At 62.7% G+C, this 24,253-nt stretch carries 18 protein-coding genes; 8 read left to right on the top strand and 10 right to left on the bottom strand.

Annotation, left to right across the window (positions count from 1 at the left end):
• Both BLS11_RS19635 and BLS11_RS16455 read right to left on the bottom strand, forming a co-directional pair.
• Positions 1–259, bottom strand: a 259-nt coding sequence (locus tag BLS11_RS19635) for a hypothetical protein (RefSeq protein ID WP_217629027.1), incomplete at its 3' end; no start/stop codon positions are given.
• A 1,487-nt stretch (positions 260–1,746) separates the two neighbouring features.
• Positions 1,747–2,841 carry a tyrosine-type recombinase/integrase gene (locus BLS11_RS16455; protein WP_245698991.1) on the bottom strand — a complete coding sequence of 365 codons (1,095 nt, stop codon included), beginning with the start codon at positions 2,839–2,841 and terminating at the stop codon, positions 1,747–1,749.
• Between the two features lie 657 nt (positions 2,842–3,498).
• On the opposite strand from BLS11_RS16455, the gene BLS11_RS16450 reads away from it, so the two are divergent.
• From BLS11_RS16450 to BLS11_RS16425, 6 genes are all read left to right on the top strand, one after another.
• Positions 3,499–4,578, top strand: a complete 1,080-nt coding sequence (locus BLS11_RS16450; protein ID WP_092538867.1) for a Gfo/Idh/MocA family protein — start codon at positions 3,499–3,501, stop codon at positions 4,576–4,578.
• A 42-nt stretch (positions 4,579–4,620) separates the two neighbouring features.
• A complete protein-coding gene (locus BLS11_RS16445; RefSeq protein WP_092538866.1) occupies positions 4,621–5,439 on the top strand; it encodes an IclR family transcriptional regulator in 819 nt (272 codons plus the stop codon).
• Between the two features lie 394 nt (positions 5,440–5,833).
• Positions 5,834–8,290: a beta-mannosidase gene (locus BLS11_RS16440; RefSeq protein WP_092538865.1), complete on the top strand. Its 2,457-nt coding sequence runs from the start codon at positions 5,834–5,836 to the stop codon at positions 8,288–8,290.
• Between the two features lie 258 nt (positions 8,291–8,548).
• A complete protein-coding gene (locus tag BLS11_RS16435; RefSeq protein WP_092538864.1) occupies positions 8,549–9,658 on the top strand; it encodes a Gfo/Idh/MocA family protein in 1,110 nt (369 codons plus the stop codon).
• A gap of 74 nt (positions 9,659–9,732) precedes the next feature.
• Positions 9,733–10,095, top strand: coding sequence for a hypothetical protein (locus BLS11_RS20025; RefSeq protein WP_092538863.1), 363 nt, complete (start codon positions 9,733–9,735; stop codon positions 10,093–10,095).
• A 105-nt stretch (positions 10,096–10,200) separates the two neighbouring features.
• The gene (locus BLS11_RS16425; RefSeq protein WP_092538862.1) at positions 10,201–10,932 is read left to right on the top strand and encodes a sugar phosphate isomerase/epimerase family protein; all 732 of its coding nucleotides are present in this window, start codon (positions 10,201–10,203) and stop codon (positions 10,930–10,932) included.
• A gap of 422 nt (positions 10,933–11,354) precedes the next feature.
• Here the strand turns inward: BLS11_RS16425 and BLS11_RS16415 are convergent, their stop codons facing one another.
• Both BLS11_RS16415 and BLS11_RS16410 read right to left on the bottom strand, forming a co-directional pair.
• Positions 11,355–12,149 carry an IclR family transcriptional regulator gene (locus tag BLS11_RS16415; RefSeq protein ID WP_092538861.1) on the bottom strand — a complete coding sequence of 265 codons (795 nt, stop codon included), beginning with the start codon at positions 12,147–12,149 and terminating at the stop codon, positions 11,355–11,357.
• Between the two features lie 682 nt (positions 12,150–12,831).
• Positions 12,832–13,026: a hypothetical protein gene (locus BLS11_RS16410; protein WP_092538860.1), complete on the bottom strand. Its 195-nt coding sequence runs from the start codon at positions 13,024–13,026 to the stop codon at positions 12,832–12,834.
• A gap of 174 nt (positions 13,027–13,200) precedes the next feature.
• On the opposite strand from BLS11_RS16410, the gene BLS11_RS16405 reads away from it, so the two are divergent.
• Positions 13,201–13,572, top strand: coding sequence for a hypothetical protein (locus tag BLS11_RS16405; protein WP_139172812.1), 372 nt, complete (start codon positions 13,201–13,203; stop codon positions 13,570–13,572).
• On the opposite strand, the gene BLS11_RS16400 is transcribed toward BLS11_RS16405, so the two are convergent.
• Genes BLS11_RS16400 through BLS11_RS16390 form a run of 3 tightly spaced genes read right to left on the bottom strand, consistent with a single transcriptional unit; the run spans position 13,550 to position 17,471 of the window.
• Entirely contained in the window at positions 13,550–15,274 is a 1,725-nt protein-coding gene (locus BLS11_RS16400; protein WP_092538858.1) for a CRTAC1 family protein, read from the bottom strand. The genes BLS11_RS16405 and BLS11_RS16400 overlap by 23 nt on opposite strands.
• A gap of 41 nt (positions 15,275–15,315) precedes the next feature.
• A complete protein-coding gene (locus BLS11_RS16395; protein WP_092538857.1) occupies positions 15,316–16,380 on the bottom strand; it encodes an ABC transporter ATP-binding protein in 1,065 nt (354 codons plus the stop codon).
• Positions 16,380–17,471, bottom strand: a complete 1,092-nt coding sequence (locus BLS11_RS16390) for an ABC transporter ATP-binding protein (protein ID WP_092538856.1) — start codon at positions 17,469–17,471, stop codon at positions 16,380–16,382. The genes BLS11_RS16395 and BLS11_RS16390 overlap by 1 nt, the downstream gene beginning before the upstream one ends.
• A 126-nt stretch (positions 17,472–17,597) precedes the next feature.
• Here BLS11_RS16390 and BLS11_RS16385 point away from each other — a divergent pair, with 126 nt between their 5' ends.
• Entirely contained in the window at positions 17,598–17,903 is a 306-nt protein-coding gene (locus tag BLS11_RS16385; RefSeq protein WP_139172811.1) for a hypothetical protein, read from the top strand.
• A gap of 211 nt (positions 17,904–18,114) precedes the next feature.
• On the opposite strand, the gene BLS11_RS19525 is transcribed toward BLS11_RS16385, so the two are convergent.
• From BLS11_RS19525 to BLS11_RS16370, 3 genes are all read right to left on the bottom strand, one after another.
• The gene (locus tag BLS11_RS19525) at positions 18,115–20,226 is read right to left on the bottom strand and encodes an ABC transporter permease subunit (protein ID WP_114936191.1); all 2,112 of its coding nucleotides are present in this window, start codon (positions 20,224–20,226) and stop codon (positions 18,115–18,117) included.
• A gap of 205 nt (positions 20,227–20,431) precedes the next feature.
• A complete protein-coding gene (locus tag BLS11_RS16375; RefSeq protein ID WP_175454480.1) occupies positions 20,432–22,060 on the bottom strand; it encodes an ABC transporter substrate-binding protein in 1,629 nt (542 codons plus the stop codon).
• Between the two features lie 317 nt (positions 22,061–22,377).
• On the bottom strand, positions 22,378–24,147 hold the full coding sequence (locus tag BLS11_RS16370; RefSeq protein WP_092538853.1) for a glycoside hydrolase family 97 protein: 1,770 nt from the start codon (positions 24,145–24,147) through the stop codon (positions 22,378–22,380).
• Positions 24,148–24,253: the final 106 nt, after the last annotated feature.

Below are 24,253 nucleotides of genomic sequence, written 5' to 3'. Positions count from 1 at the left end.
GGACAATTTGAACCAGGCCGTCAAGCCCGATAAGTGTCATAAAGACCCAGAACGAATTGAGACCGACCCGTCCGAACAGTTCAGCGGTCCGTTCGTCACCTAAGGCCTTTCCATCTCGGCTTGCGGAGACCGCTCTGTAGCCGAATACAGCGAGTACGACAGCTGGGATCAGAATTCCAAGGTAGCTTATTAGTGGTAAGTCGTAAAGCTGGGAAGCGATAATGCTCCCTGCTCCGAGTATCACGACTCCGGACAACATCAAATAACCGTTCCGTCTCTGACGGCTAATGTTAGTGGCAGATTCACTCATGCTATCACTTGCACACCTGTATTTTCAGGACCATGCACACACACGTCTGTTCGCGCAGGATGGTTATGTCCTAACGACATTATGTCGGGTATGCTTTCCACATTGTATACGATGGGTTACAGCCACTTAATTGCTTTCCCGTATTATTTTAGACAAGAATGATGCATGAGGCAGAGCGAGCTTCTAGTAGCCTATGCCGAAAATCGCCCACCTCGACTGTGATAGTGACTGTTTCGGGCGAGGGCTTGTTAAGCGAGAGGCGACACCCGAGGCGGCGATGAAGCTCGGTATCCCACTTTATCTACACTGCCGTTTTCGGATACAATTTTGTTCTCGATAGCTGAGTGTCAATCGGTACCGATCCACCGTTCACAACTGGATCCAAAAGCCGGATCGACAGCCGACATCACGAAGGGCAACCGTGGGACGGTGAAGTCGAACTCGATAGTAACGGCCGGAACTCAGAGGAACGGATTCTCGGGTACAAGGGCGACCTCGGCCGGTTCTTCCTTCGCTGGAAGGTAAGTTCCACATCAAACTAGCCTCCGAGGTCGTAGAGTCGACATCAAAATTTTCTATAGCGCCATGCAGTATATGGCTGGCCTGAATCAGGCGGTTCGTCCGAATACAGCGTTCTCACTGGCAGGCAGGGGAGAACCGGCTCCTTTCCATACCACTTTGACTTATAGCCATAAGCACAAGTGGAAACAGCGGGGTCGATGTCCTCCCCCGACGGCCGGTGCTTCCGAGAACAGAGGAGACGTCTCAACAGACTCGCGAGAGACGAAAACTGCAGCCGAACGCACCCTCTGGCGCCATCGAACCGCCGCTTGGGCTGAGGACGACACCGGGACGACTTTTCCGACGGCAGAGATACGGAGGCCGAAGCGTGAATACCGCCGTCGATACGAACGCCCTCCTTGCGCTTCTGTAGGATGACGTCAATCTGCGAAGATCGGTGGTCGGTGAGTATAGAGCGGCTATTCAGCGGTCGAAGTCGCAGGTGAATTCGATGCGATGAAGACGGACAGTCCAACGAGAAACAGCCCACAGATAACCATGGGAACTCTCAACAATTCCCGTTCTGCAGGAGTAAGGAGTTGAAGCTCGATGATTAGCCGTCCACCGATACAGACTGCAAATGAGCTAATCGTGGCGAGGCCAAAAAGCGTCAACCGAACAGTAGAAGGGAGAGTCCACCAAATTCGACGCAGAAGGGCCATGTTTTCAGGTTGTTCTTGTATCTCCGTTGTCTTTAAAGCTATTGAGCCTCTGTCATGAGGCTGTATTTGGTAGATTTGTACTCCTCCTGAGCGGTTAGTTCAGAGTCAAGAAGACGAAACAAACGAGGTTTCCATGATGGATACGCCCTCTATATCGCGCACACTACTGGCACGTTGAGGGGTTCACCGGGCTACCCGTTGTCTCTTTCGGGGTTACTCGTCGAGGAGTTCACTCGCCGCATCCCCCCGCTCAGATGCGTCGATATGTGAGTACGCCTGCTTCGTGACCGAGAGGCTACTGTGCCGAAGAATATCCGACGCTAGTCCGCGGTCCTTCCGGAACAACGTATCACCGAGGCCGCGACGAGCACCGTGTAATTTCGGAGCTTCACCGTCCACCTCGACTCCGGCGTCCTCGGCGATTCGCGCCAGTACCTTCCGAGCACCGTGGGTCGTGATCGCCGGCGGCGCGATCTCGCACTCCCGAAGCACCGGATCCACGTCAGCATCCGCCAGCAAGTCCTCAGCATCCTCCCGCACCGCTCGGACAGCGGCGTACTTCGAGGGGGCGTGAGCGGTCGGGAACACCGGCCACTCGTCGGTCGGCGGATCCTGCACCCGGTACCACCGATCGATAGCGTCTCGTGCTTGCTTTAGCACCGATACGTCCTCCCAGGACTGCGATTTCCCCCAGACTCGGAACGTCCAGGACTCGCGGTCTACCCGGCTCCACGTCAGTCCTTGTCGGCCCTCGCGGTCGTCGCCGCTCACGCGAAAGACCTCCGCGCCTCTGACGCCCGTGTACGCGAGGATATGGACGAACGCGCGCTCTCGGACCGCCTGCGTCGCGTCGAGGTCGTCCTCCTCGATAGCCTCGTACGCTCGGTCGTTCGTGTACTCGACCAGTCGCCGACGGACGTCGGGTGTCCAGAACTGCTGGGTGCGGTCTTGGTCGTCGCGAGGCAAGGGTTCACGGGCGCGGTCCGTCGTTGCTGGATTTCGCGATAGGACGCCGTCGCGGACGCAGAATCCGAGGAACCCGGAGATGACGTTGTAGTACATCTGCGCCGTCGAGGCCGCGATGCCGTCGGCGTCGACGCGCTGATTCAGTCGGTCGGCGTATCGCCGGATGATCTGTTCGCCGTCGCGTTCGAGGTCCTCGAACGAGTCGAGGTTGCGGCGCCGCAGCCACGTCTCGAACTGTCCAAGCACAGTCTCGGCGGTGTCGCGGTACTGTTTGGAGTCTCCGCTGGAGCGGAGGTAGCGGGCGACTGCCCCCGTGAACTCGGTCGCATCGTCGACGCTCACCGTCGGCCTCCTCTGGTGGGATGGGTGTTTCGTGGACTGTAACCCGGGGATTTCGTGGCTGGCATCGAGTCCGATGAGGATACAGCGCCGACCCCCTTGAATCTACTTACGTGTATGCGGCTACACGAAAGTGGAATGTGCTAATTCGGATTCTGCCTCTGCAGCCACCCATACCCACAGTATCAGGACTTCAGCATGTTACTCCACCATGATAAACTATATTAAGCTATACAAACTTCACAAGGGCGAAAGTTGAGGATACACCCGCTATAGAGGGTCTCTGATTCGTGGATTTAGACGAATTCAGGCAGAGTGGTCGCTTCGATCCCTCGTCTCAGGAGCGGTTCGTTCATAAATTATAACTCGTTCTGCAGGGCAGCAGTGCGTGACCAGTGCAGCCGTCATTATTACCTCGATCCAGCGGTCGCGACTGCTTTTTCGCGCGCTTTCCTTCTCGACGAACTGATGTCTTGAAACAGGAGCGATTATCCTTCTCGGAGGCTGTCTGGGGTTTCGACCCGGAGATACGACGCACCTGTCTACGTCGTCGATTGACGGAGAACGCAAGATGATTCGAATGTATCACAGGCGGATACCGTAGCGTATTCCCTCGATCTGACCGCAATATGTTTAATAATCGCACACTGTCCGTACGACATGGACAACACGGAACTCCGGATCGGAATCGTCGGCTTGGGTCCCCACGGGACGAACCACGTCGAGATTCTCACCGACATGGGCCACGAGGTGTTCGGCGTGGACGCCGACCCGAAGGCCCGCCGGGAGTTCCAACGCCAGTTCGATACGACGACGTTCGAGAGTCCGGCCGACCTGTTCGCGCAGGACATCGATGCGGCGGTCATCTCGACGCCGAACAAGTTCCACGAGGCCGCCGCGGTGAAAGCCCTCGAAACGGGGCTCGACGTGCTACTGGAGAAACCGCTGGCGCACACCTTAGAGAGCGCAGAGCGCATCGCCGAGGCGGCGGAGCGAACGGGGAACATCTGCGCCGTCGGATTCCACCACCGCTACCGCAACATCTGTCAGGTGGCGAAATCCTACGTCGAGGAGGGGTACCTCGGAGAGGTGACGCACGTGGACGCCCGGTTCGTCCGCCGCCGGGGCGTCCCCGGACGCGGCACGTGGTACACGTCGAAGGACATCGCCGGCGGCGGCGCACTCATGGACGTGGGCGCGCACCTCCTCGATATGCTTCTGTTTCTGAGCGACTGGCCCGAAATAACGGACGTGATGGCCACCGCACGGTCGGACTTCGGCCACCATGACGATTACGCGTACCTCCACATGTGGGGCGAGGACGACGAGGGGCGGATGTACGACGTGGAGGACTCCGTCACCGCCTTCTGCGAGTTCGACAACGGAATGACGGCGAACGTCGAAGTCGCGTGGGCGGCGAACATGGAGTCGACGCACTCGTACATGCTCCGTGGGACGGAGGCGGGGGCGCACCTCGACATCACGAACACGCTGGACGAAGTCGAACTCGAAGTGTCGGAGCGAAATCGCCTCGAACTGTACGAGGCGCGAAGCGGACGGAGCGACCACTTCGTCAACTCCGAGATAGTCGCGCCGTTCAACGACCCGTACCACGACGAACTGGCGGCGTTCACCCGCGCAGTGGCTACCGACGAGAGCCCCGAACTGACCGACATCGACCAAGCGTTGCAGGTGCAACGCGCCATCGACCGAATCTACCGCGCCGGACGTGGCGACTAACGCTGCGTAACACCTTATACGCCGCATCCCCGACGTTTCGCCATGACCGAGCCACCGGGTACCGGGGGTCGAGGCGGGAACGAGGGCGGCAAGACGATACAGTCGGTCGAAACCGCGCTCTCCGTCTTGGAGTACATCCGCGAACACGGCGAGGTAGGCGTCTCCGAGGCGGCGACGGTCCTCGACTGCTCGAAGAGCACGGTCCACCACCACCTCACGACGCTGGTCGAACGGGGCTACGTGGAGAAGGTGGACGGCCGCTACCGACTCGGTCTCACGTTCCTCGCTCTCGGCGGGGAGGTGCGCGAACGCCAGCGTCTCTACCACCTCGGGAAGGACGACGTGGACGCGTTGGCCGACCGAACCGGGGAGAAGGCGCGCCTCATCGTCGAACACGACGGGCGCGGCATCACCCTCTATCAATCGACCGGCGAGAACGTCGCCGACACCGACACCCACACCCACGTCGGAAGCGTCGAGGAACTCCACTGCACCGCCGCCGGGAAGGCGTTCCTCGCCGAACTCTCGGCGGACGAACTCGACGCCTACCTCGCCGACGCGCCGTTGACGGCGTACACCGACGCGACGATAACCGACCCCGACGCCCTCCGCGAGGAACTGGAGGCGATTCGCTCCCGCGGCGTCGCCTTCGACGACGAGGAACGGTACGAAGGCGTTCGCTGCGTCGCCTCCGCCATCGACGTGGGGACCGGCGAACTACTCGGCGCACTCAGCGTCTCCGGTCCGACCGAAAGAATCGACGACGACCGGTTCCGGACCGACATCCCGAACCGAATCCAGAACGTCGTCGGCGTCGTCGAGATAAACACGACGTACTCCGAGTGGACCGACGCCTTCTGACCTCCCTCGCGCCTCCTCTCTGGCCACCCGTTACAACCGTATTACTGTCTCGGTACGTTCCTCGCGCATTCGGAAGCGTCAAACGAACGTCTGCGGTTCTTCCGACTCGTACGTCCGAGTGTGCCGACGACGACGCGGGTATCGGAGTCGACGCGCGCCGGCACCGTCGAACGGCGCGGCACTCCGACCGAACACCTTCCTCTCTCCCCTCGGCCCCTCGACTCGTCGCGCCTCGATCCGCCGGACCGTTTGACGCTCCCGAACGCCGGCCGCCGAAAATCACCCCTCGTTCCGAGTAGCAAACGGACGATACGGCTCCGTAGCTGCCGGATATCGCCGGATGACCGACGCATCTATCGGTAGGATTATTACCCTGTGAGAGTTCGTGCGAGGTATGCAGACGCGTACCTTGACCGGAAGGTGGGAGTTTCGCTCTCGGGGCGACGACCGGCGGTTGCCGGCGTCCGTCCCCGGCGGCGTCTACTCCGACCTCTTGGCGGCGGGCGAGATACCGGACCCCTACTACGCGGACAACGAACTTGACCTGCAGTGGGTCGGAGAGACCGACTGGGTGTACGAACGCACCGTCGAACTGGACGAGGCGTTCCTCGACGAGGAGTCGGTTCTCCTCCGCTGTGAAGGCCTCGACACCGTCGCCACCGTTGAGGTGAACGGCACCGTCGTCGGCGAGACGGCCAACATGCACCGGTGCTACGAGTTCGACGCGGCGGAGGCACTCGTCACGGGCGAGAACGAGATACGCGTGGCGTTCGACTCGCCGGTGGAGTACAGTCGAGAACGCGCCGAGGCGCACGACTACGAGGTGCCGACGCTCCGCTACCCGGTGGACCAACCCGGTCGGAACTTCATCCGAAAGGCGCAGTGTCACTATGGGTGGGACTGGGGGCCCTGCCTTCCGACGGTCGGCATCTGGCGCGACATCGAACTCGTCGCGTTCTCCGACCCGCGCGTCGAGTGCGTGAAGACCGAACAGACGCACCGGGGCGACGGCGACGTGGACCTCTCGGTCACCGTCGGCATCGACGCGCCGACGGCGGCGGACACCCTCGTGACGGCCTCCGTCACGGGCGCGACGGCCGCGGACCGCGTCGCCCTCCAAGCGGGCACCTCGGAAGTGACGCTCGATCTCACCGTCTCGGACCCCGACCTGTGGTGGCCGAACGGCTACGGCGACCAACCGCTGTACGAACTCGTCGTCGAACTCACCTCGCCCGACCGCGACGCGGTTCACGACGCCCGGACCGAGCGCATCGGCTTCCGCGAACTGTCGCTCCGCCGGGACGACGACGGCGACGACGGCGAACTGTTCCAGTTCGAGGTCAACGGCGTCCCCGTATTCGCGAAGGGGGCGAACTGGATTCCGGTCGACGCGCTTCACGGCAACGTCACCGAGGAACGCTACGACGACCTATTGGAGAGCGCGGTGGACGCCAACATGAACATGCTCCGCGTGTGGGGCGGCGGCTACTACGAACACGACGCGTTCTACGACCGATGCGACGAACTCGGCGTCCTCGTCTGGCAGGACTTCATGTTCTCCTGCGCGCTCTACCCCGCGGACGACGACTTCCTCGACTCCGTGGAGGCGGAGGTCCGGTACCAGGTCCGCCGCCTGACCGATCACCCCTCGCTCGCACTCTGGTGCGGCAACAACGAGATAGAGATGGGCCTGCAGAGCTGGTTCGACGGAAGGAACCACCTCGAGGACCTGTACGAGGACTACGAGACGCTGTTCTACGACTTGTTCGACTCCATCGTCGAGGAGGAGGACCCGACGCGGACGTACTGGCCGGGGTCGCCCTCCAGCGGAACCGGAAGGCGCGACCCGTACCAGGAGGACAAAGGTGACGTCCATTTCTGGGACGTCTGGCACAGCGGCGAACCGTTCGAGGAGTACCACTCGGTCGAACCGCGGTTCGTCTCGGAGTTCGGCTACCAGTCGTTCCCCTCGGTTTCGACACTCTCGGACGTGGTGCCCGAGGACCAACTGAACCCCACCGCACCGCTGATGGAACACCACCAGCGTCACGAGAACGGCAACGGTAAGATTCTGGGGCAGATGACCGACTACTTCCGATTTCCCTTCTCGTTCGACGGCTTCGTCTACCTCAGCCAGGTCCAACAGGCGCTGGCGATGAAGACGGCCATCGAGCACTGGCGGCGACTCAAGCCGTACTGCACGGGGACGTTGTACTGGCAATTCAACGACCTCTGGCAGTGCGCGTCGTGGTCGTCCGTCGAGTACGGCGGCGACTGGAAGGCGCTTCAGCACGTCGCGCGGCGCATCTACGCGCCCGTGCTCCTCAGTACCGAACGCGACGACGACGAACTGAACGTGTGGCTGACCTCGGACCGACGCGAACCCCTCGACGGGACGGTCAGCGTGGAACTGCTCTCGTTCGAGGGCGACGTTTTAGCGACGCGACGGGCCGAGGCGTCGGTTCCGGCGCTCGCGAGCGAATCCGTTCTGACCGTCGATATCGGCTCGCTCGTTCCGGATGGACGGACCGACGAGGTGTTCGTCCGGGCCACCTTCGACGGTGCCGACTCCCACCCCGCCTACGCCTTCTTCGAGGAGTTCAAGCGCCTCGAACTCCCGGAACCGGACGTCTCCGTAGCCGTCTCGGGCGACGAACTCGTCCTCAGCACGGACGCCGCGGCGCTGTTCGTCGCCCTCGACGTCCCCGCCGACGGCACGTTCTCCGACAACTACTTCCACCTCGTCCCCGGCGAGGAGAAGACGGTCCGCTTCGACGCCGACGACGCCGGCGACGTCGAGACGACTCTCCGAGACGACCTCTGGGTGACGCACGTCGGGGCGACGTACTGAATCACCCAAACGATTATTACACTCCGTCACGCAGTAGCGTGTGGCGGCATCTCAGACCGACTGACCGGTGCGTTCTCATCGTGATGCGCCCCGAGTCCAGTATCAACCGTTCCGAGTCGCCGCCCGATTCCGTGACCGGTGCGCCCGCGAAGCTCTCCTTCGGCTTCGCGCCGCGCATCCGCCGCGCTATCCGCGCGTGACCAGATATCCCTCGATGTACTGGAAAATTTTAATACATGGGATGTGAACGTATTCTGCATGAGTGAGTTTAGCATCGGCTTCGTCGGTGCCGGAACCATCGCCGACTGGCACGCCCAGCGAATCTCCCGACTCGGAGGGGAGATTTCGGCGGTGGCGGACGTGGACCCGACGGCTCGACGGCGGTTCGCGGACGAACACGGCGTGAAATCGACGTTCAAGCGCTACGAGGAGATGCTGTCGACTCTCCAGTTGGACGTCGTGGTCGTCGCCGTTCCGAACGCGTTCCACGCCGACTGCGCAGTGGCGGCGTTGGAGTCGGGCGCGAACGTCTTCGTCGAGAAACCCCTCGCGGACTCGGTGGCGGGGGCGAGGCGCGTCGCCGACGCCGAACGGGAGAACGAGGGAACGGTGATGGTGGGATTCATGAAGGCGTTCGAACCGAACACCGACCTCCTCTTCGACCACGTCCGCGGGCGGGAGTTCGGCGACGTGTACGAGGTGAACGTCGAGTACGTCCGCCGCCGCGGCATCCCGCAACTCGGGTCGTGGTTCACCCAGAAGGACATCGCCGGCGGCGGCGTCGTCGTGGACATCGGCCCGCACATGCTCCATCTCGCCCTCTCGGTCCTCGATTTCCCCGATATCGAGTCTGTGTCGGCGACGACGGGGTCTCACTTCGGCGTGAAGGCCCAAGAGTACACGTACCTCGAAATGTGGGGCGGCGACCCCGTGGAAGACGGCACGTTCGACGTGGAGGACCACGTCCGCGCACTCGTCCGCACGGCCGACGGGAGCGCGATTCACCTCAACTGCGCGTGGGCGAGCAACACCGAACCGGTCCAACACGTGCAGGTCCGCGGCGACGAGGGCGGCGCGACGCTGACTCCCGGCGACGACGGCCTGACGGTCCACACGACCCGCGAGGATTCCCTCGCGGACCACACGTTCGAGACGCCGGACGGCGACCCCTACGAGGCCGAGTGGGAGTACTTCTTCGAGGTCCTCCGCGGCGAACGCGTCCACGACCGGAACACCGTCTCAGAGGGCGTGACGGTCCAACGACTCATCGACGCAATCTACCGAAGCGCCGAGGACGGCGGCGAAGTGGTGTTCGACGCCGCCGACTCCGACGCGGAGGCCGCGGTGCAGTCCGACGCCGACGACTGAGCGCGGTTCGTCTGATCCTCCTCGCCGATTGATGCGACTAACCCGTTTTCCCCCTCGTCCGCGCACGCCGACCCATGACGGAAAGAATCGCAGACACGTCCTGTCGAACGGGCGAAGGACCGCTTCGGCCCCCCGACGAGGGCGTCCTCTACTGGCGCGACATCCCGGCGGGCGACCTGTACCGCTACGACCCGGAGACCGACGACCACGGCGTCGTTCTCGACCACGACGGCCACGAGGCGTTCTGGGCCGTCGCCGCCGACACCACCGTCGAACGCGGACTCGCGGACCCTCGCCGAGGAGTACTACCCCGAGGCGGCGGTACGCGGCGAATTGCCGGGCGAGACGAGTCTCGTCAGCGCCGACGAGGCGCGGGAACTCCTCGACCGGGAACCGACGCGCAGTTGACGAAGCATCTGAGCGGTCTCCCGCGGTAGAAGGGGCGTACGCTCCGGTAAGCATCGGCTATCGAACGCGCCGAAGAACGGGTAACCGTTGGTCGAGCACGGACACTTAACTTCCCTTCGCACGACCGAGAAGCTATGACCGAGTTCGGATTCCAACTGTACAGCCTGCACGACATCGAAGACCCCCTCCCGACCGTAATCGGACGCGTCGGCGACGCCGGGTTCGACGGCGTCGAGTTCGCGGGACTTGGTGAGACGGACGTAGGCGACGTGCAAACCGCCCTCTCGAACGCCGACCTCTCTCCCGCCGGCGCGCACGTCGGCCTCGAAGAGTTGGAGGCGAACCTCGACGAGGTGGCGGAGACGTACCGCGCTCTCGACTGCGAGGAGATAGCCGTCCCGTGGTTGGACCCCGAACACTTCGAGTCGGCCGACGCCGTCGAGTCCGCCGGTGAACGTCTCTCCGCCGTCGCCGCGGACCTCGCGGACCGCGATCTAACCCTTCACTACCACAACCACGATCAGGAGTTCGCGGAGGTCGGGGGCGAACCGGCGCTGACGCGACTGCTTGAGGTGGCGACGGACCTGCGATTGGAACTGGACCTCGGGTGGGCCGGGGCGGCGGGGTACGACCCGCTCTCGTTCCTCGACGACCACGCCGACCGCGTCGATATCGTCCACCTCAAGGACTACGACGCGGCGGCGGGCGACCCCGTCGCGGTGGGCGACGGCGACTTGGACCTCGAAGCCACCGTCTCGCGCGTCCGCGACGGCGGGTTCGACTGGTTGGTGTACGAAGCCGAGGAGCGTCCCGACTCCTACGAGACCCTCGATCGCGCCGCAGACGTCCTCGATACGTACTGGTGAGCGACGCTACCGGGTCGCCGCGGTGACGTAGCCGTCGAATTCGAGTCCGATGCGCTGTGCGAAGTCACCGAACAACGCCTTCCCAGCCGGCGAACGCGCCCGACCGACGACGAACGCGTGGTCGCAGTCGTGTCTTTCTCCGGCCTCGAGGTAGACTCAGCGCAGATGCGCCCTCGCTCGCCACCCTCGTTTCACAATTTTAAAAACACTTCCGTGCCCGAGCTCGGTATCCATATAGTCGAACCCCTGCCGCCTACCCAAGACGAACACTCTTTGGGAAGTTACAACCGTAGGTATGTAAAGCACAACTCGGACTCGCCGTCCGTATGGAGTCGGCAACGCCGCAATCGAGTTCGGTGTCGGCTCAGAGACCATCGAATCGACCGCCGGCGCCCCATTCATACCACTATTTGAAACTCTATTCAGTCGATACTCGACTCCCAACGGGAGTAGGTGGTGTTGATCTCGACGACTCCGGCGACGTTCCAGAGTTCGTTCGGGAGTTTCGTACGGAATCGATCGTCGGAGATGCGATCGACGGGGCCGGAGACGCTGATCGCCCCGAGTAATTCGTGGTTACAGCAGACGGGCGTGGCGACGCATCGAATCCCCTCGTAGCACTCCTGGTCATCGAGTGCGACGCCAGTCTCCTCAACATCGGCGATTTCGGCGCGCAGTTCGTCGAGGTCGGTGATCGTGTGTTCGGTCCGTGGTTCGAGGGCCGTCTCTTCGAAGTAGGCCTCGCGCTGCTGTTCGGGTAATTCCGCGAGGAAGGCTTTTCCTGCCGCCGTGCAGTACAGCGAATCAGTCGTCCCGACGTGCGTGTGGGGGTCGGTGACGTTGTCGCCGGCGGCCTGGTAAACGGTGAGTCCCTGGTGGTCGTCCTCGACGATGAGGCGAACGAGTTCAGACGTGGTGTCGGCGAGGCGGTCGACATCGTCTTTACCGTGGCGGTAGAGTGCCTCCCGTTCCCGAACGAACCCACCGAGGGCGAGAAAGCGGAGGCTGAGCCGGTATTTCCCACCTTCCTTTTCGAGGTAGTTCCGCTGTTCGAGTGTATTGACGTAGTGGTAGATCGTACTCTTTGACCGACCCAGCGCGTCGGCGAGTTCCGTGACGCCCGCCTGTTCGCGTTTCTCGAGTACCTCGATCACGTCAAGCGCAGTCTCCACCGACTTGATGGTCGTCCCGCGTTCGTCCGACGTTCGTTCTGTCATACCCCTTTCTCGAACGGCCCCGTAGTTAAGCCATCGCTCACCGCTCGTTCAGCCCTTACTCCGGCGCGGTAAACCTTCTCGATGGCAACCCGGACACCACCCCTAGTGGACGTCGTTTGCCGAAGAGTTCGGGCGGCCTTCGTCTGTCGTCGCGTCGTACTCGCGTTCAAATCGATAGCGGCCTTCGTATCGGCGTCGACGCCGCGAACAGGGTGGCCGATGACGCGAGAGTTCAGCGTAATTTCGCCCGCGGGCGCCGAGGCCGATCGGGAGTTTCGTCGGATCCGTGTATTTCGTGGGTGAGAGACGGGGACAAACCGTTTTGGTCCGAGGAGATTGGCGGCAACGGCGCACTTACCCTTCTGACCCAGCGGAGGTGTTCTCCTCGGCGCCGGTGTCCTTGATCGATGCTCGGTCGGCCAGTGCTCGGCCGGCCGCCGCACGGCCGATCGTTTCACACTCTTAGTTTGAACGTGATCATCGAGCTCCTCGTCCCACATGGTGAAATGAGAGTTCTGCGCAGATCTGTTCGCCCGTCAGTTTGCCGCGTCGTACAGCGCTTGTGAGGCGCCCGATCCGCTGTTCAAGTAATGGTGACGTGTTTAGATACCGCTCCTACCGTTCTGACCGCCACTCTCCTACATCGTCGTCGGCCGCGCGAAGTTCAGGCTCGGACGTCCAGTTACGCGGATTCAGCGCGCGAAACGAGACTCCAGCCTCGCCGCACGACTTCGTAGAGCACCGGCGCGGCGAGGATGTAGATGAAGCCGAAGAAGACTCCGGCTACTTTCCCGAGCGACGCGTATGCTGCGGCGAAGACGACCACGCCGAAAATCAGGAGGACGCCGAATCGGAAGTAGGGCTGTAGTCTTCTCATCGTGATGTCACGTGCTACTGTATACCACGCCCCCCGAAATAGGTACCGATTCGAAAGTTGTGCGGCGGGTCGGTCGGCCGAGGGACCCAAACGGCTATGCTGCCGCATGCGCCACTGTTTCTCACGGACATGGTGAACGGACGCGAACTTCGGTTCGGCACGAGAACGCGGACAGTGGCGGCAGCGCACTTCCTCGCGGCGGGCCTCCTGTTGAGCGTCCTCGCCGGGTGGCTCCTGACGGGCTATCGGCCCGGACCTGCCATGGACTTCCTCGCGCGCCTGTGGGCGGCCTCTGCTGGCGAATCGACGGTCCTCACCCGCGGCGACGCCCTCGGCCTTCTCAGAACGTCCGTGGTCACCGCGGTCGCCCTCGCCCTCGGGGCCATCGCGGCGGCGCAGTTCGTCACCGCGGCCTGCACGCGCCGCGGTCGCCGATTTCGGCTCTGTCTCTTTGCCGGACTCTCAGGCGCGTTCACTGTCGCGGCGTTTCCGCTAGTCTTCGTCGGGGTTTCGCTGATCTACCTCAGCAGGTCGCAGTTCGAGTAGCGTTCGTTCCCAGCATCCGTCGCTCGACGATGCGGTCGCCACGGACGACGAGGCGGCGGTTGGGACACAGGTCGTGGAACCTGACGACAGTTCCGTCAGGGTACTCAACGCGAAGGCGCTCAATCCGGTCGGCGTCGCCGATTCCGACGTGGAGGACGTGGCTGTCCTGCGAGAGGAAGTCCGCCTTGGCGTTGAGCCGCCGGTAGTTCGTCCGGTTCTCGGTGACGACGGTCACGGTTGTCCCCAGGACGGTCCGGTTGTCGTCAGGGCGGACGGTCACCTGCAGTGCATTCCCGTTCGGCGCCTGATTTCGGTAGAGACGCGTCGTCCCGTCAGCGTTGGCGGCGATCAGGTCGGCGTGTCCGTCGGCGTCGAAGTCGAGTTGACCGACGCCGCGGCCGTCAGTCTTGACCATCCCGACGGCGGTCGCGGTTCGATCCTCGAAGCGCCCTCGTTCGACCCGCTCGAATATCCGGGAGTGCTGGTAGTACTCGAACTGCTCGCCCCACTTCGCCTCAAGTTCCTCGGGAACGAACTGCTCGCGGGTCGTGTGGAATAAGTCGAGGTCGCCGTCGTTGTCGAGGTCGGTCATCGACGCTGCCCACCCCCAGCGTCCGTTGCGCACGTCGTATTCGACGGCGCGGTCCGTGAAGTTGCCCTCGCCGTCGTTTATGAGGAGGTTGTTCCCAATCGACCCCTCGGTGATGACGCCGATGGTGTCGAGTTTCTCCCTGATCTGGCGAGTCCAGTAGATGTTGCTGACGAAGATGTCAGGGTCGGTATCGCCGTCGACGTCCGCGACCTCCGAGGCCATGCCGTTACGGTTGGTCTTCGGAATCTCGCGGGGTTCGAAGGATCCGTCGCCCCGATTAACGTACAGCAGGTCGTGGTGGAAGTCGTTAGCGACGTGAATGTCGGGCCTTCCGTCGCCGGTGAAGTCGACGAAACTCGTCGAGAGACTCCAGTGTTCGCCGTCGATGCCCACGTCAACGCGCTGGAAGTCAGAGTCGCAGGTCCCCCGGAACAGGTAGTTGCGCTGGCCGTTGTCCGCCGTCCGGTTCGGCATAACGCGCGCGGGGTAGGTCGTCTTCCAGTCGCCGTTCTGGGCGACGAACACGTCGGCGCAGCCGTCGCCGTCGTAGTCAGCCGCGGTAGCCGAGACGGGCACGTTGATCCGCGTCCGGAAGGCCTCCGGCCGCGGCGAGAACGAACCGTGGTCGTTGTGCAGCAACAACGGTTCGCCGAACAGTGGAAAGATCACGAGGTCGCGCCAGCCGTCGTTGTCGTAGTCGACGAACAGCGCCGTCCGGTACTGTGCGCTCTCGTTGAGGGACGGGAGTGCCTTAGAGCGGGAGAACCGGCCACCGTCATTTTCGAACAGCATCGGCCGGTTACCACCCAGCAACAGTGCGTCACTGTCGAGGTCCCTGTCGTAGTCGGCGACGAACGCACCCGACCGGCTGATCTTCCCACGCATCCCCGCTTGCTTGCGCACCGACTCGTAGACGAGGCCGCGCTCGGAGGCTACCTCGCTAAAATTGAGGTCTGTCGCCGATTGTGATCCGTTCGCGCCCCCATCTTGGATCGACGCGGTGATGCCGGTGTCGCCGACGAACGAGGGCACGATCAGTGCCGCGGGAACGGCGTACATTGCTACTCCCAGGAGGACGACGGCAGTTACGATCACCCGTTCACGGCTCATTCATATCACCGAACGGGTTAATGGGAAATAAATGTGCAGGACTATCGGCTCGCGCCTTCGAGAGGAACGCTCTCCCAGTACTCGTGGTCGTCGTCGGCCCGGTAGCAAGCGACTTCGCCGCCCCTCTCTACGTCGAACGTCGGGGGCGTGCGTTTGCATGCCTCGCGGGCCTTCTGACAACGGGTATGGAAGCGACAGCCCTCCGGCGGGTTCTGCGGGTCCGGGATGTCGATCGATCTGACGGGCGGTCGCTCGCGTGATCCGTCGTCGAGTTCCAGTTCGGGCGTCGCCCACATCAGCACCTGCGTGTAGGGGTGTTGAGGATCGTGAATAATCTGCTCGACCGGCCCGATCTCGACGATCTCGCCGAGATACATCACGCCGATGCGACCGCCGGATTTCTCGGCGAGGTAGCGTGCGTTCGAGAGGTCGTGGCTGATAAAGAGGTAGGAGGTGTCGAACGCGTCCTGCAGTTCGAGCATCAGGTCCATCATCTCGACGCGCAATGACACGTCGAGCGCGCTAATGGCCTCGTCGGCGAGGATGAGTTCGGGATTCATCAGTAGCGTCCGGACCAGTGCGACTCGTTGGGCCTCCCCGCCCGATAGCTGGTGAGGGTAGCGGTAGGCGTAATCCGACGGCGGGGTCATCCCCACGCGATAGAGCATGGCGAGGATCCGCGCCTGTCGCTTCTCGCGGGTGAGGCCAGGCTTCCATTTCTTCAGCGGGCGTTCGAGCGACTCCATCACGCGCTTGTTCGGGTTGAGCGACGCACCCGGATCCTGGTGAATGATCTGGAGCGCCCGCCGGATCTTGCGGTAGGGGACGCCCCTGTCGGCGTTTCCCCTTCGGGTTTCCCAAATGTCCTGCCCGCGGTAGCTGACCGTCCCTTCGGTCGGCTCCTGCAGACCGATCGCGGCCTTTCCGAGCGTGGTCTTCCCGCACCCGGACTCGCCGACGAGCGCGACGACTTCGTTCTCCTCGATATCGAGGTTGACGCCATCGACGGCGTGAACTGCCTCGTTTTTCGAGAACACGTCGAGGAGGCCCCCGTCGGACTCGAAATGGACCTTCACATCGCGCAGCGAGACGACAGTATCGCTCATCACTGACCCCCTCTGTTGCTGGTGAGGTCGGCGGTATGTTCCGTCTCGCCGTCGAGTTCGAACGGCACGGACTCGCGGGCTTCGTCGGGATAAAAACACGCCGCCCGATGGTCGTCGTCGACCTCGAAGAGGCTGGGGTCGCTTTTCGTGCACTGCTCGGTCGCGACGGGACAGCGCGGATGGTACGAACACCCCTTCGGAACCGACGACGGGTTCGGGGCGACGCCCTCGATTGGTTTCATCTCCTCCAAAGGTGCGTTGACGTTCGGGGTCGCCCGCAGTAGCGCACGGGTGTACGGGTGTGAGGAGGACAACAGGACGTCCTCGGTGGGCGCGAGTTCGACCAGTTCGAAGGCGTAGAGGACCGCCAACCGATCAGCGAGTTTCGCCACTAGCGGCAGGTCGTGAGTGATGAACACCATGGTCAGATCGTACTTGTCGGCCAGTTCCTCTAGAAGGCTGACGATCGACCGCTGCATGAGCAGGTCCAGCGCTGCCGTCGGTTCGTCCATGATCAGCATCTCCGGCTGAAGGATCAACGAGAGGGCGATCAGCGCCCGCTGGCTCATGCCGCCCGAGAGTTCGTGGGCGTAGGAATCAAGCACCCGATCGGGTTCGAGATACAGGTCCGAAAGGAGGTTCCGCGCTCGCCGCATCCCCTCCTCGACATCCGCGTTGTGGGCCTCCAGTGTCTCCCTGAAGTGTCCGCGGATGGTCATCGTCGGATTGAACGAGTTCATCGCCCCCTGAAACACCATGGCGACGTCCTCCCACCGTAGTTTGTTCAACTCCTTGTCGTCGAGATCGAGGACGGAGATGGGATCGGCGTCCGGCGGGTAGTAGGTCACCTCCCCGGTGGTGATTCCCGGATCCTCGACCCCGTCAAGCATCGACGATGCCAACATCGACTTCCCGGATCCGCTCTCACCGACGATGCCGAGTATCTCGCCGCGCTCGACGTCAATATCGACGTTGTCGAGGACGCGCGAGTCGCCTCGACCCATCGGGAAGGTGACTGACACGTCCCGCAACTCCATGATCGTCTCCTGATTCGTCGACGGCACGTCCGCGCGCTCGTCAACTGTGCTCATAGTATCACCTGGTGTGCGTTGTTGCGATCTGAAGCACAGTTTCACCGAATCCGGAGGTAACTCTATCATCTGTCGTGCTAAGCTGCATACCGCATATATCGACATTCCCGTATATAATTCATGCGGTTGAGTGACACGGACGCGTCCCGAGCGAATAAATCCCCCCGGCGATACGTATCCACCATGTTGGCGTCACTCTCGGATTTCGGAGATCTCGCGGACGCCCTCCGCGGCCCGGCACGAATCGTCATCGCAGTCACTGTGACACTGCTGGTTCTCTCGGCGTTCTCCGTCTTCGTCGGGGGGTTGAGCGCCGCCGCAGAGGTCGTGCTCCTACTGGCGACGATCATCAACGTCGTCGCGTTGATTGCGGCCGTCGGCGTCTTACTCGTCTGTCGGCGAAACGATCGGCGGCGCGAGGGTCAGAACTGACGACCGACGTGCGAGCCGCGAGGTCGACACCGACGAACAGTAGGTAGAGTGGCGACGCGACCGAGAAACTGTTCGGAGGGCCCGGACCCCGCCGAAGGGTGGGATTCTTCCCGGGCAGGGAGTACGTCAGCGAGTGACGACGGCGGAGGACTGAAACGTCAGCAAGTACTGATCCGCCAAGCCCCACGAAGGGCGAACGAAGCGTCGTCGGTCAGTCTGACAGTGACTGCACCTCGGTACTCGACTCGGACGCGGGGGTCGGCCCGGTCGACTCGGAGTCGGAGACGTGTTTCGACCGTAGGCGCGGGTTGAACATCCGGTCGGCGCTCTGAGAGAGCATCAGCGCCCCTAGTGACAGCAGAACGACCGCGAGCGTCGGTACGAGGATGAGGTGGGACATCGAGAGGTCGTACAGCGCGGCGGTCGAACTGGTGGCGTCGGACATCATGATCCCCCAGTTGGGGCTGATACCGCCGAGAACGCCGAGGTAGTACAGCGCGACGGCCTCGAAGATGATCTTCCGGGCCGCGCCGACGAAGCTAACGGATACGTACGGCATGAGGTTGGGCAGCAGGTCCTCGCGCACGATCGAGGGAGTCGTCAGCCCCATCGTCCGCGCCGACTCGACGTATTCGGCGTCGCGTAGGGTGAGAACCTGTGAGCGGAGCGACCGGGCGAGCCCGGTCCAGTTGTTAATCGCGAGAATGACGCCGATGAAGTAGGGGTTGGTCGTCTCGAAGTAGAACGTGATGACGATGATAAGCGGCAGGCCCGGCAGCGTCAGGAGGATGTCGCTGACGGTCATGAGCACGCGGTCGACGAGGCCGCCGGCGTATCCCGACACCGTTCCGACGAGCGCGCCGACCATCGTGGCGAAGACGGCGCCGGCGGCGACCATCTTCAGGATGTACGGCGTCGAGTGGACCGTCATCGAAAACAGTCCCTTCCCGACACGGTCGGTCCCGAGCGGATACTGCCAATCGACGAACGGGAGCATGAACCGCTGATCCGGCGGCGCGGTCACCGGTTCGGGGACCAGCATCACGCCGACCGTGCCGAGGTAGACGATACCGACGAGGACAGCTATGCCCACGCGACCGCGCCAATCGCTCAGCAGAATCTTCAGCGGGGCGACAATCGACTCGTCGAACGTCCGGCGGAGCCGATCGGCCCGGTCAGGCGTCACCCGCTCGTACGGATCCGTGTCAAGGATGAAGTCGTCGTCATCGTCGTCAGCCGGGGTACCACCGATCCGTGCCGGAAGCGCGAGGGCGCCGGTCCGGAAGCGCAAGAGCATCTCACGGAGAGAGGCGCCGCTGGCGTAGGATTCTCGCTGGCTCTCATTTCCGGTCCGCGGGTCGAGGACGCCGTAGGTGAGGTCGGCCACGAGGATGCCGATGACGACGGCAACCGAGATGATCATGAACGCCCCCATCATTAGCGGGTAATCCCGCGCCTCGATCGCTGTGAACAGGTAGAAACCGACACCGCGGTACCGGAAAATCTCCTCCAGCACGACCGATCCCCCGAAGACGGCGCCAACCGACAGCACGAGGTGCGTGTACATCGGGAGAATAGCGTTTCGGCCGACGTACCGAAGTGCGATGCGCCGCGGCGAGAGACCGCGGAGGCGCGCGACGTAGAGGTAGTCTTCGCCGAGGACCTGAATACTGTTGCCGCGCATCCCGAGCGCGTATCCCCCAGCCCACGTGAGGACGATCGACAGGATGGGGAGCGCCGCGTGCCGGAGTACGCTGACGACGAACGGAACTGACAGTCCGGGCGTGAGGCTATTGTCGTAGAGTCCGCCGGTGGGGAAGATGTTTCCGACGTAACCCAGGTAGAAGACGAACAGGAGGGCGAAGATGTAGTACGGTACTGACTGGGCTACGATGGCGTTCACCGAGAGCACCGAGTCGAACAGCGATCCCTCCTTGTAGGCCATGATCGCCCCGGCGACGATCCCCAACAGGAACGCCAGCGAGATCGACACCGACATCACGAACACCGTCCACGGGAGTGCCTGCGCGATCACGTCGGCGACGGGGGCGTCGAGGGTAAACGACCGTCCGAGGTCGCCTCGCAGTAGCGATCCCATGTAACTGACGTACTTCTCGGTGAACGTCTGGTTGGGCTCGATGTTGAGGTACTGGCGCATCAACCGAAGTTGCTGTTCGGGGTTCGTCGCCCCGCGCAACTGTGACTGCAGGTACGCCATCGGTCCGCCCGGAAGCTGTTGGACGAGAACGAACGAGAGGTTGATCACGACCAGTATCGTAAGCAACGACTGCAGGACGCGCTTTATCACCCATCTCGAATCCATATCTATCGATACATATCCCCTCTGATTGTTAAATGTTCCCGTCACTAATGGTATCGATTGTCAGGGACATCACTCGTGTCGTGGATATCGCTCTGTACGAAAATCTGGCGCGCGGCGCGCCAAAATCGCGGGCAGAAGACAGTTGAATTCGGCCATCGACGACGCCCCGAGGTGGCGCGACGGCGGGGACGCCACGCGGAGGGGATCACTTCGTCGCCTGCATCTCACCTATCTTGGGGAGGAACGTGAAGGGAACGTTCGTCTTGAGGAGGGCACTGTCCGACGACGGGAACGACCACTGATCGCGGGTGATGAAGTGCTGATTGAACCCCTCCGTCGGCTGAAGATACGGCAGCGCCTGGTTGACCGTCCACGCCAGTTCCCGGATCAACCGTTTCGCCTCCTTCGGTTCGGACGCCTTTCCTAGCGCCTGAATCTTATCGTCGACGTTGACGGTCCGGGTGTCGCCGTCGGGGTTACCGACGGGCATCGGGACCTCGTACTCCTTGACCTCGGGGTTGTACTGGTAGGCCGGTTCCGTGAGCGTCCCGAGATTCGTTCGGAAGCCGAAGTAGGGGTACGGCTGCCCGGCGACCCCCCAGGTGCCGGCGATGGCCACCTCAAAGTCGTGCTTCTCGATCGTCGGTCCGAAGAACGTGCTGTTCTCGACGGGTTGCCCCTCGGAGTTGATGCCGAACTGCTTGAACTGGTCGGCGACGTTCTGCCAAGCGGGGCGGTCACCCGTCCACCCGGCGGGGAACTTCACCGGCAGTTCGAGCGGTTTCCCGTTAGGCCGCATCCACGTACCGTTTTTCTTCGAGAAGCCGGCGTCCTCGAGGATCTGAGTCGCCTTGTCCGTCTTGGCGGCCTTGCCGTAGCGAGTGAAGTCGCTGGCTTTGTCGCCGAGGAACTTCTCGTTGGCGCTGATCGACATACCGCTCTGGATAGCGGGAACGTCCTCGGAGTTGATCAGCGACGTGAACTGCTCGAAGTCGAACATGTACGCGATAGCCGTCCGGATGACCCCTGCGTTCTCGGCGTTCTCGCCCACCACGTCGCTTTTCGGTCCGAACGCGATCATCGGCCCCTCGAAGCCGGGGACGCGAACCGCCTCCCAGTGATCGGGCAACTGGTTGATGATGTTGTCCGGCATCTGGACGAAGTCGATGCCGTCGAGTTCATCACCGATCGCCGCCTGGTACAGCGTCTTCTCCTCAGGATAGAACGTCGCCTTGACGTTACTCCAGTTGATGTTGTCCGCCCGAGCGTAGTCGGGGAACCGTTTCAGGTTCACCACGTCCTGGCCGACATCGGTCACCTCGAACGGGCCGTTACCGATCGGTGTGCCGACTTGGTGTTCCTGTACGGCTTGGACGGCTTTGTCGCTGCCGTCGGACGATTCGAGTTCCTCCAGGAACGTTCCGTACTCGGACTTCTTCGCGAAGATTTCGTTGCCAAGGAAGGAGGGCCAGACGACCTCCGGGTTGACTTCGTTCATCTCGATTTTCACCGTGTAGTCGTCCGGCGCGGAGACGCTCTGGGCGAAGTCCCACATTGGCGCTTCGAGGTACTTCTGGATGCGCCACTGGGTGACGACGTCTGCCGAGGTCAGCGGATCGCCGTCGTGCCATGTATAGTCCTCCCGGAGGTTGATCGTCGCGGTCGTTCCGTCGAGGGTAAAGTCCTTGGCGAGGAGAGGTTCGTACTCCTGCTGTTGCTGTTTCAGGCGGGCCAGCGGGTCCCACACCATCCAGCGGAGACGCTGAGGTGTGGTGTCTCCCTTCGGATTGAACATGTTCCAGTTGACTTTCGAGAAGTCGATCCCGCCCTGCATGTGGAAAGTCCGATCGACGACTCCCTCGGCGGTCTCCCCGCCTCCTTGCGCCGCGTCGTTATCTCCCGTTCCCCCTCCGTCGCCGTTACCGTCGGAGGACGAACACCCGGCGAGGGTGACGATACCAGTGGTACCTGCCGAAGCTACAAACGTTCGCCGACTGATACGGCTGCCACTATTTGGCATACTACCCGAATATGCGGGAACTATATTTAATATTTTTCACTGAGATTACAGTATCGGCGACGCCGGGCACTCACGGGCGAGCACTATCGCGTCCGCGTGTATCGACCACCGCCGACGCCACCGACCGTTGATTACTCCGGCGCATATAAGCAGAACCCGCCGTTATCGGCCACGTTGATCCCCAGCGTCTCCCCGGGTTCGAGGCGTCGGCGATCGCGGACCAACGACCCACCGTCCGTGCCCTCGTGAACGACCTGTGCCTCCCGCGCCGCGTCGAGAAAGGTCAGCGGAATCTCGACCGTCCGGGCGGGGCCGGCAGTAATTGCGCCGACGAACCAGTCGCCGCCGCGACGGCGCGCTAGCACGGCCTCTGATCCCGGTCGCCCGCGGAGCAGGACCGTCTCGTCCCACGCCGCGGGCACCCGTTCGAGAAACCACTCCGCCGCGGGTCGGGCGGCGTACTCCTCGATGTCGTCGGCGAGGTGCTGCAGGCCCGATTCGAAGATGACCGACAGAGCGAGTTCGTGGCCAACCGACGTAAGGCGATTCTCCGCGGAGAAAGTCACTGGCGTGTAGTCCATGGGGCCGACGACGTTTCGTGTGAACGGGAGAATCGTATTGTGTTCGGGCGGTAGACCGGTCCACTGGTGGTGTTCGGCTCCCTTGACGCCCTCGTAGGTAAGGACGTGGGGCCACCGGCGCGACAGCCCCGTGGGAACGATCGATCCGTGGAAGTTCACCAGCAGTTCACGCTCAGCGGTGGCTTCCATGAATCGATCGTAGAACTGGTGGCGGCCCTGATCGTCCGCGTCCATGAAGTCGACCTTGACGCCGGCAATCCCCCAATCGGACCACCGGTCAAGTCGTCGCTCGCGATCGTCGTCCCGGTGTAACTCCGTCCAGTGGGCCCACAGAAAGATGCCGACCTCGCGTTCAGTAGCGTACTCGACGAGGTCCGGCACCCATTCCTCGTCCCACCCCTCGTCGACCAGAACGTATTCCCAGCCCCGTTCGGCCGCGTAGTTGACGTGTTCCTTCTGACGCTCGAAGTCCGAGGGGCTCCGGTTCTCGCCCCACCACGACCACGCGACCCGCCCGGTTTCAACCCAGTCGTCGTCTGCGTCGACGGCGACCGGCGCATTGCCCCCGTTGGTGTCAGGACCGTCGACCAAGTCTGGAATAAGCGTCGACTCGGCGATCGCCGAGAGATCACCGATCACCGCGACCCGCCACGGCGTCGCGGCGGGAAAGGCCAGTCGGAGTGTCGTGTCCGGCGTTCGGAACTCGTAACCGCGATCGTGCTCGCTCGTCGTGAGGCGGGAGGCCGCGTAGCCGCCGTCAACGCCCGCTTCGCCCACGAGCACCCACGACCCGTTTACACGGAACAACCCAGGCGGGGTGAACTCCCCGTCGGCAAGCGACGCCGAGTAGTGCTTCCCCACCGATTCGTGATCGTGGTCGTACTCGAACAACCACGACACCGCGCCGGCTGGGAAGCGAAAGCCGCTCCGCTCTTGCGGACCGTTCTGCTCGCCCCCGTGGAGAAGCATTCCCCCGTCGCCGTCGATCCGGTAGCGGTAGGCGATTCCGTCATCGGTCACGCACACCTCGAAGTCGACCGCATGACCGTTTTCGGACTCGAACGTGTAGGTCGCCAGTGTCCACCGACGCCGGCGAGTCGTCGCCTTGCCGCGGGCCGTCTCGATGGTTTCCTCGACCGTACGGGTGTTGCGCCCGACGAGATCGTACGCCTCGGGGAACGGCCCGTCGGGCGTATCGATCCCGATCGGCGACGGATCGATCACCTTCGTACCGCCGTCGAACGCGCGCAGTGCTGACGACGGTTCGGAGAAGTCGATACCCACTTCGAGGTCGCCGCTATCGTGCGAGATAGTTTTCATGTCCCCGCAGACTGCTCTATCCACCTTAACGTTTCTGCTGAATCGAGCGCGACAATTCGTTGCAAGGCGGCGGTTCGCCCCGACGATACATTAATGATGAACGATA

The organism is Halopelagius longus (genome assembly GCF_900100875.1).
GTDB classification, from domain to species: domain Archaea; phylum Halobacteriota; class Halobacteria; order Halobacteriales; family Haloferacaceae; genus Halopelagius; species Halopelagius longus.
This window is presented reverse-complemented; position numbering and strand designations above follow the sequence as displayed.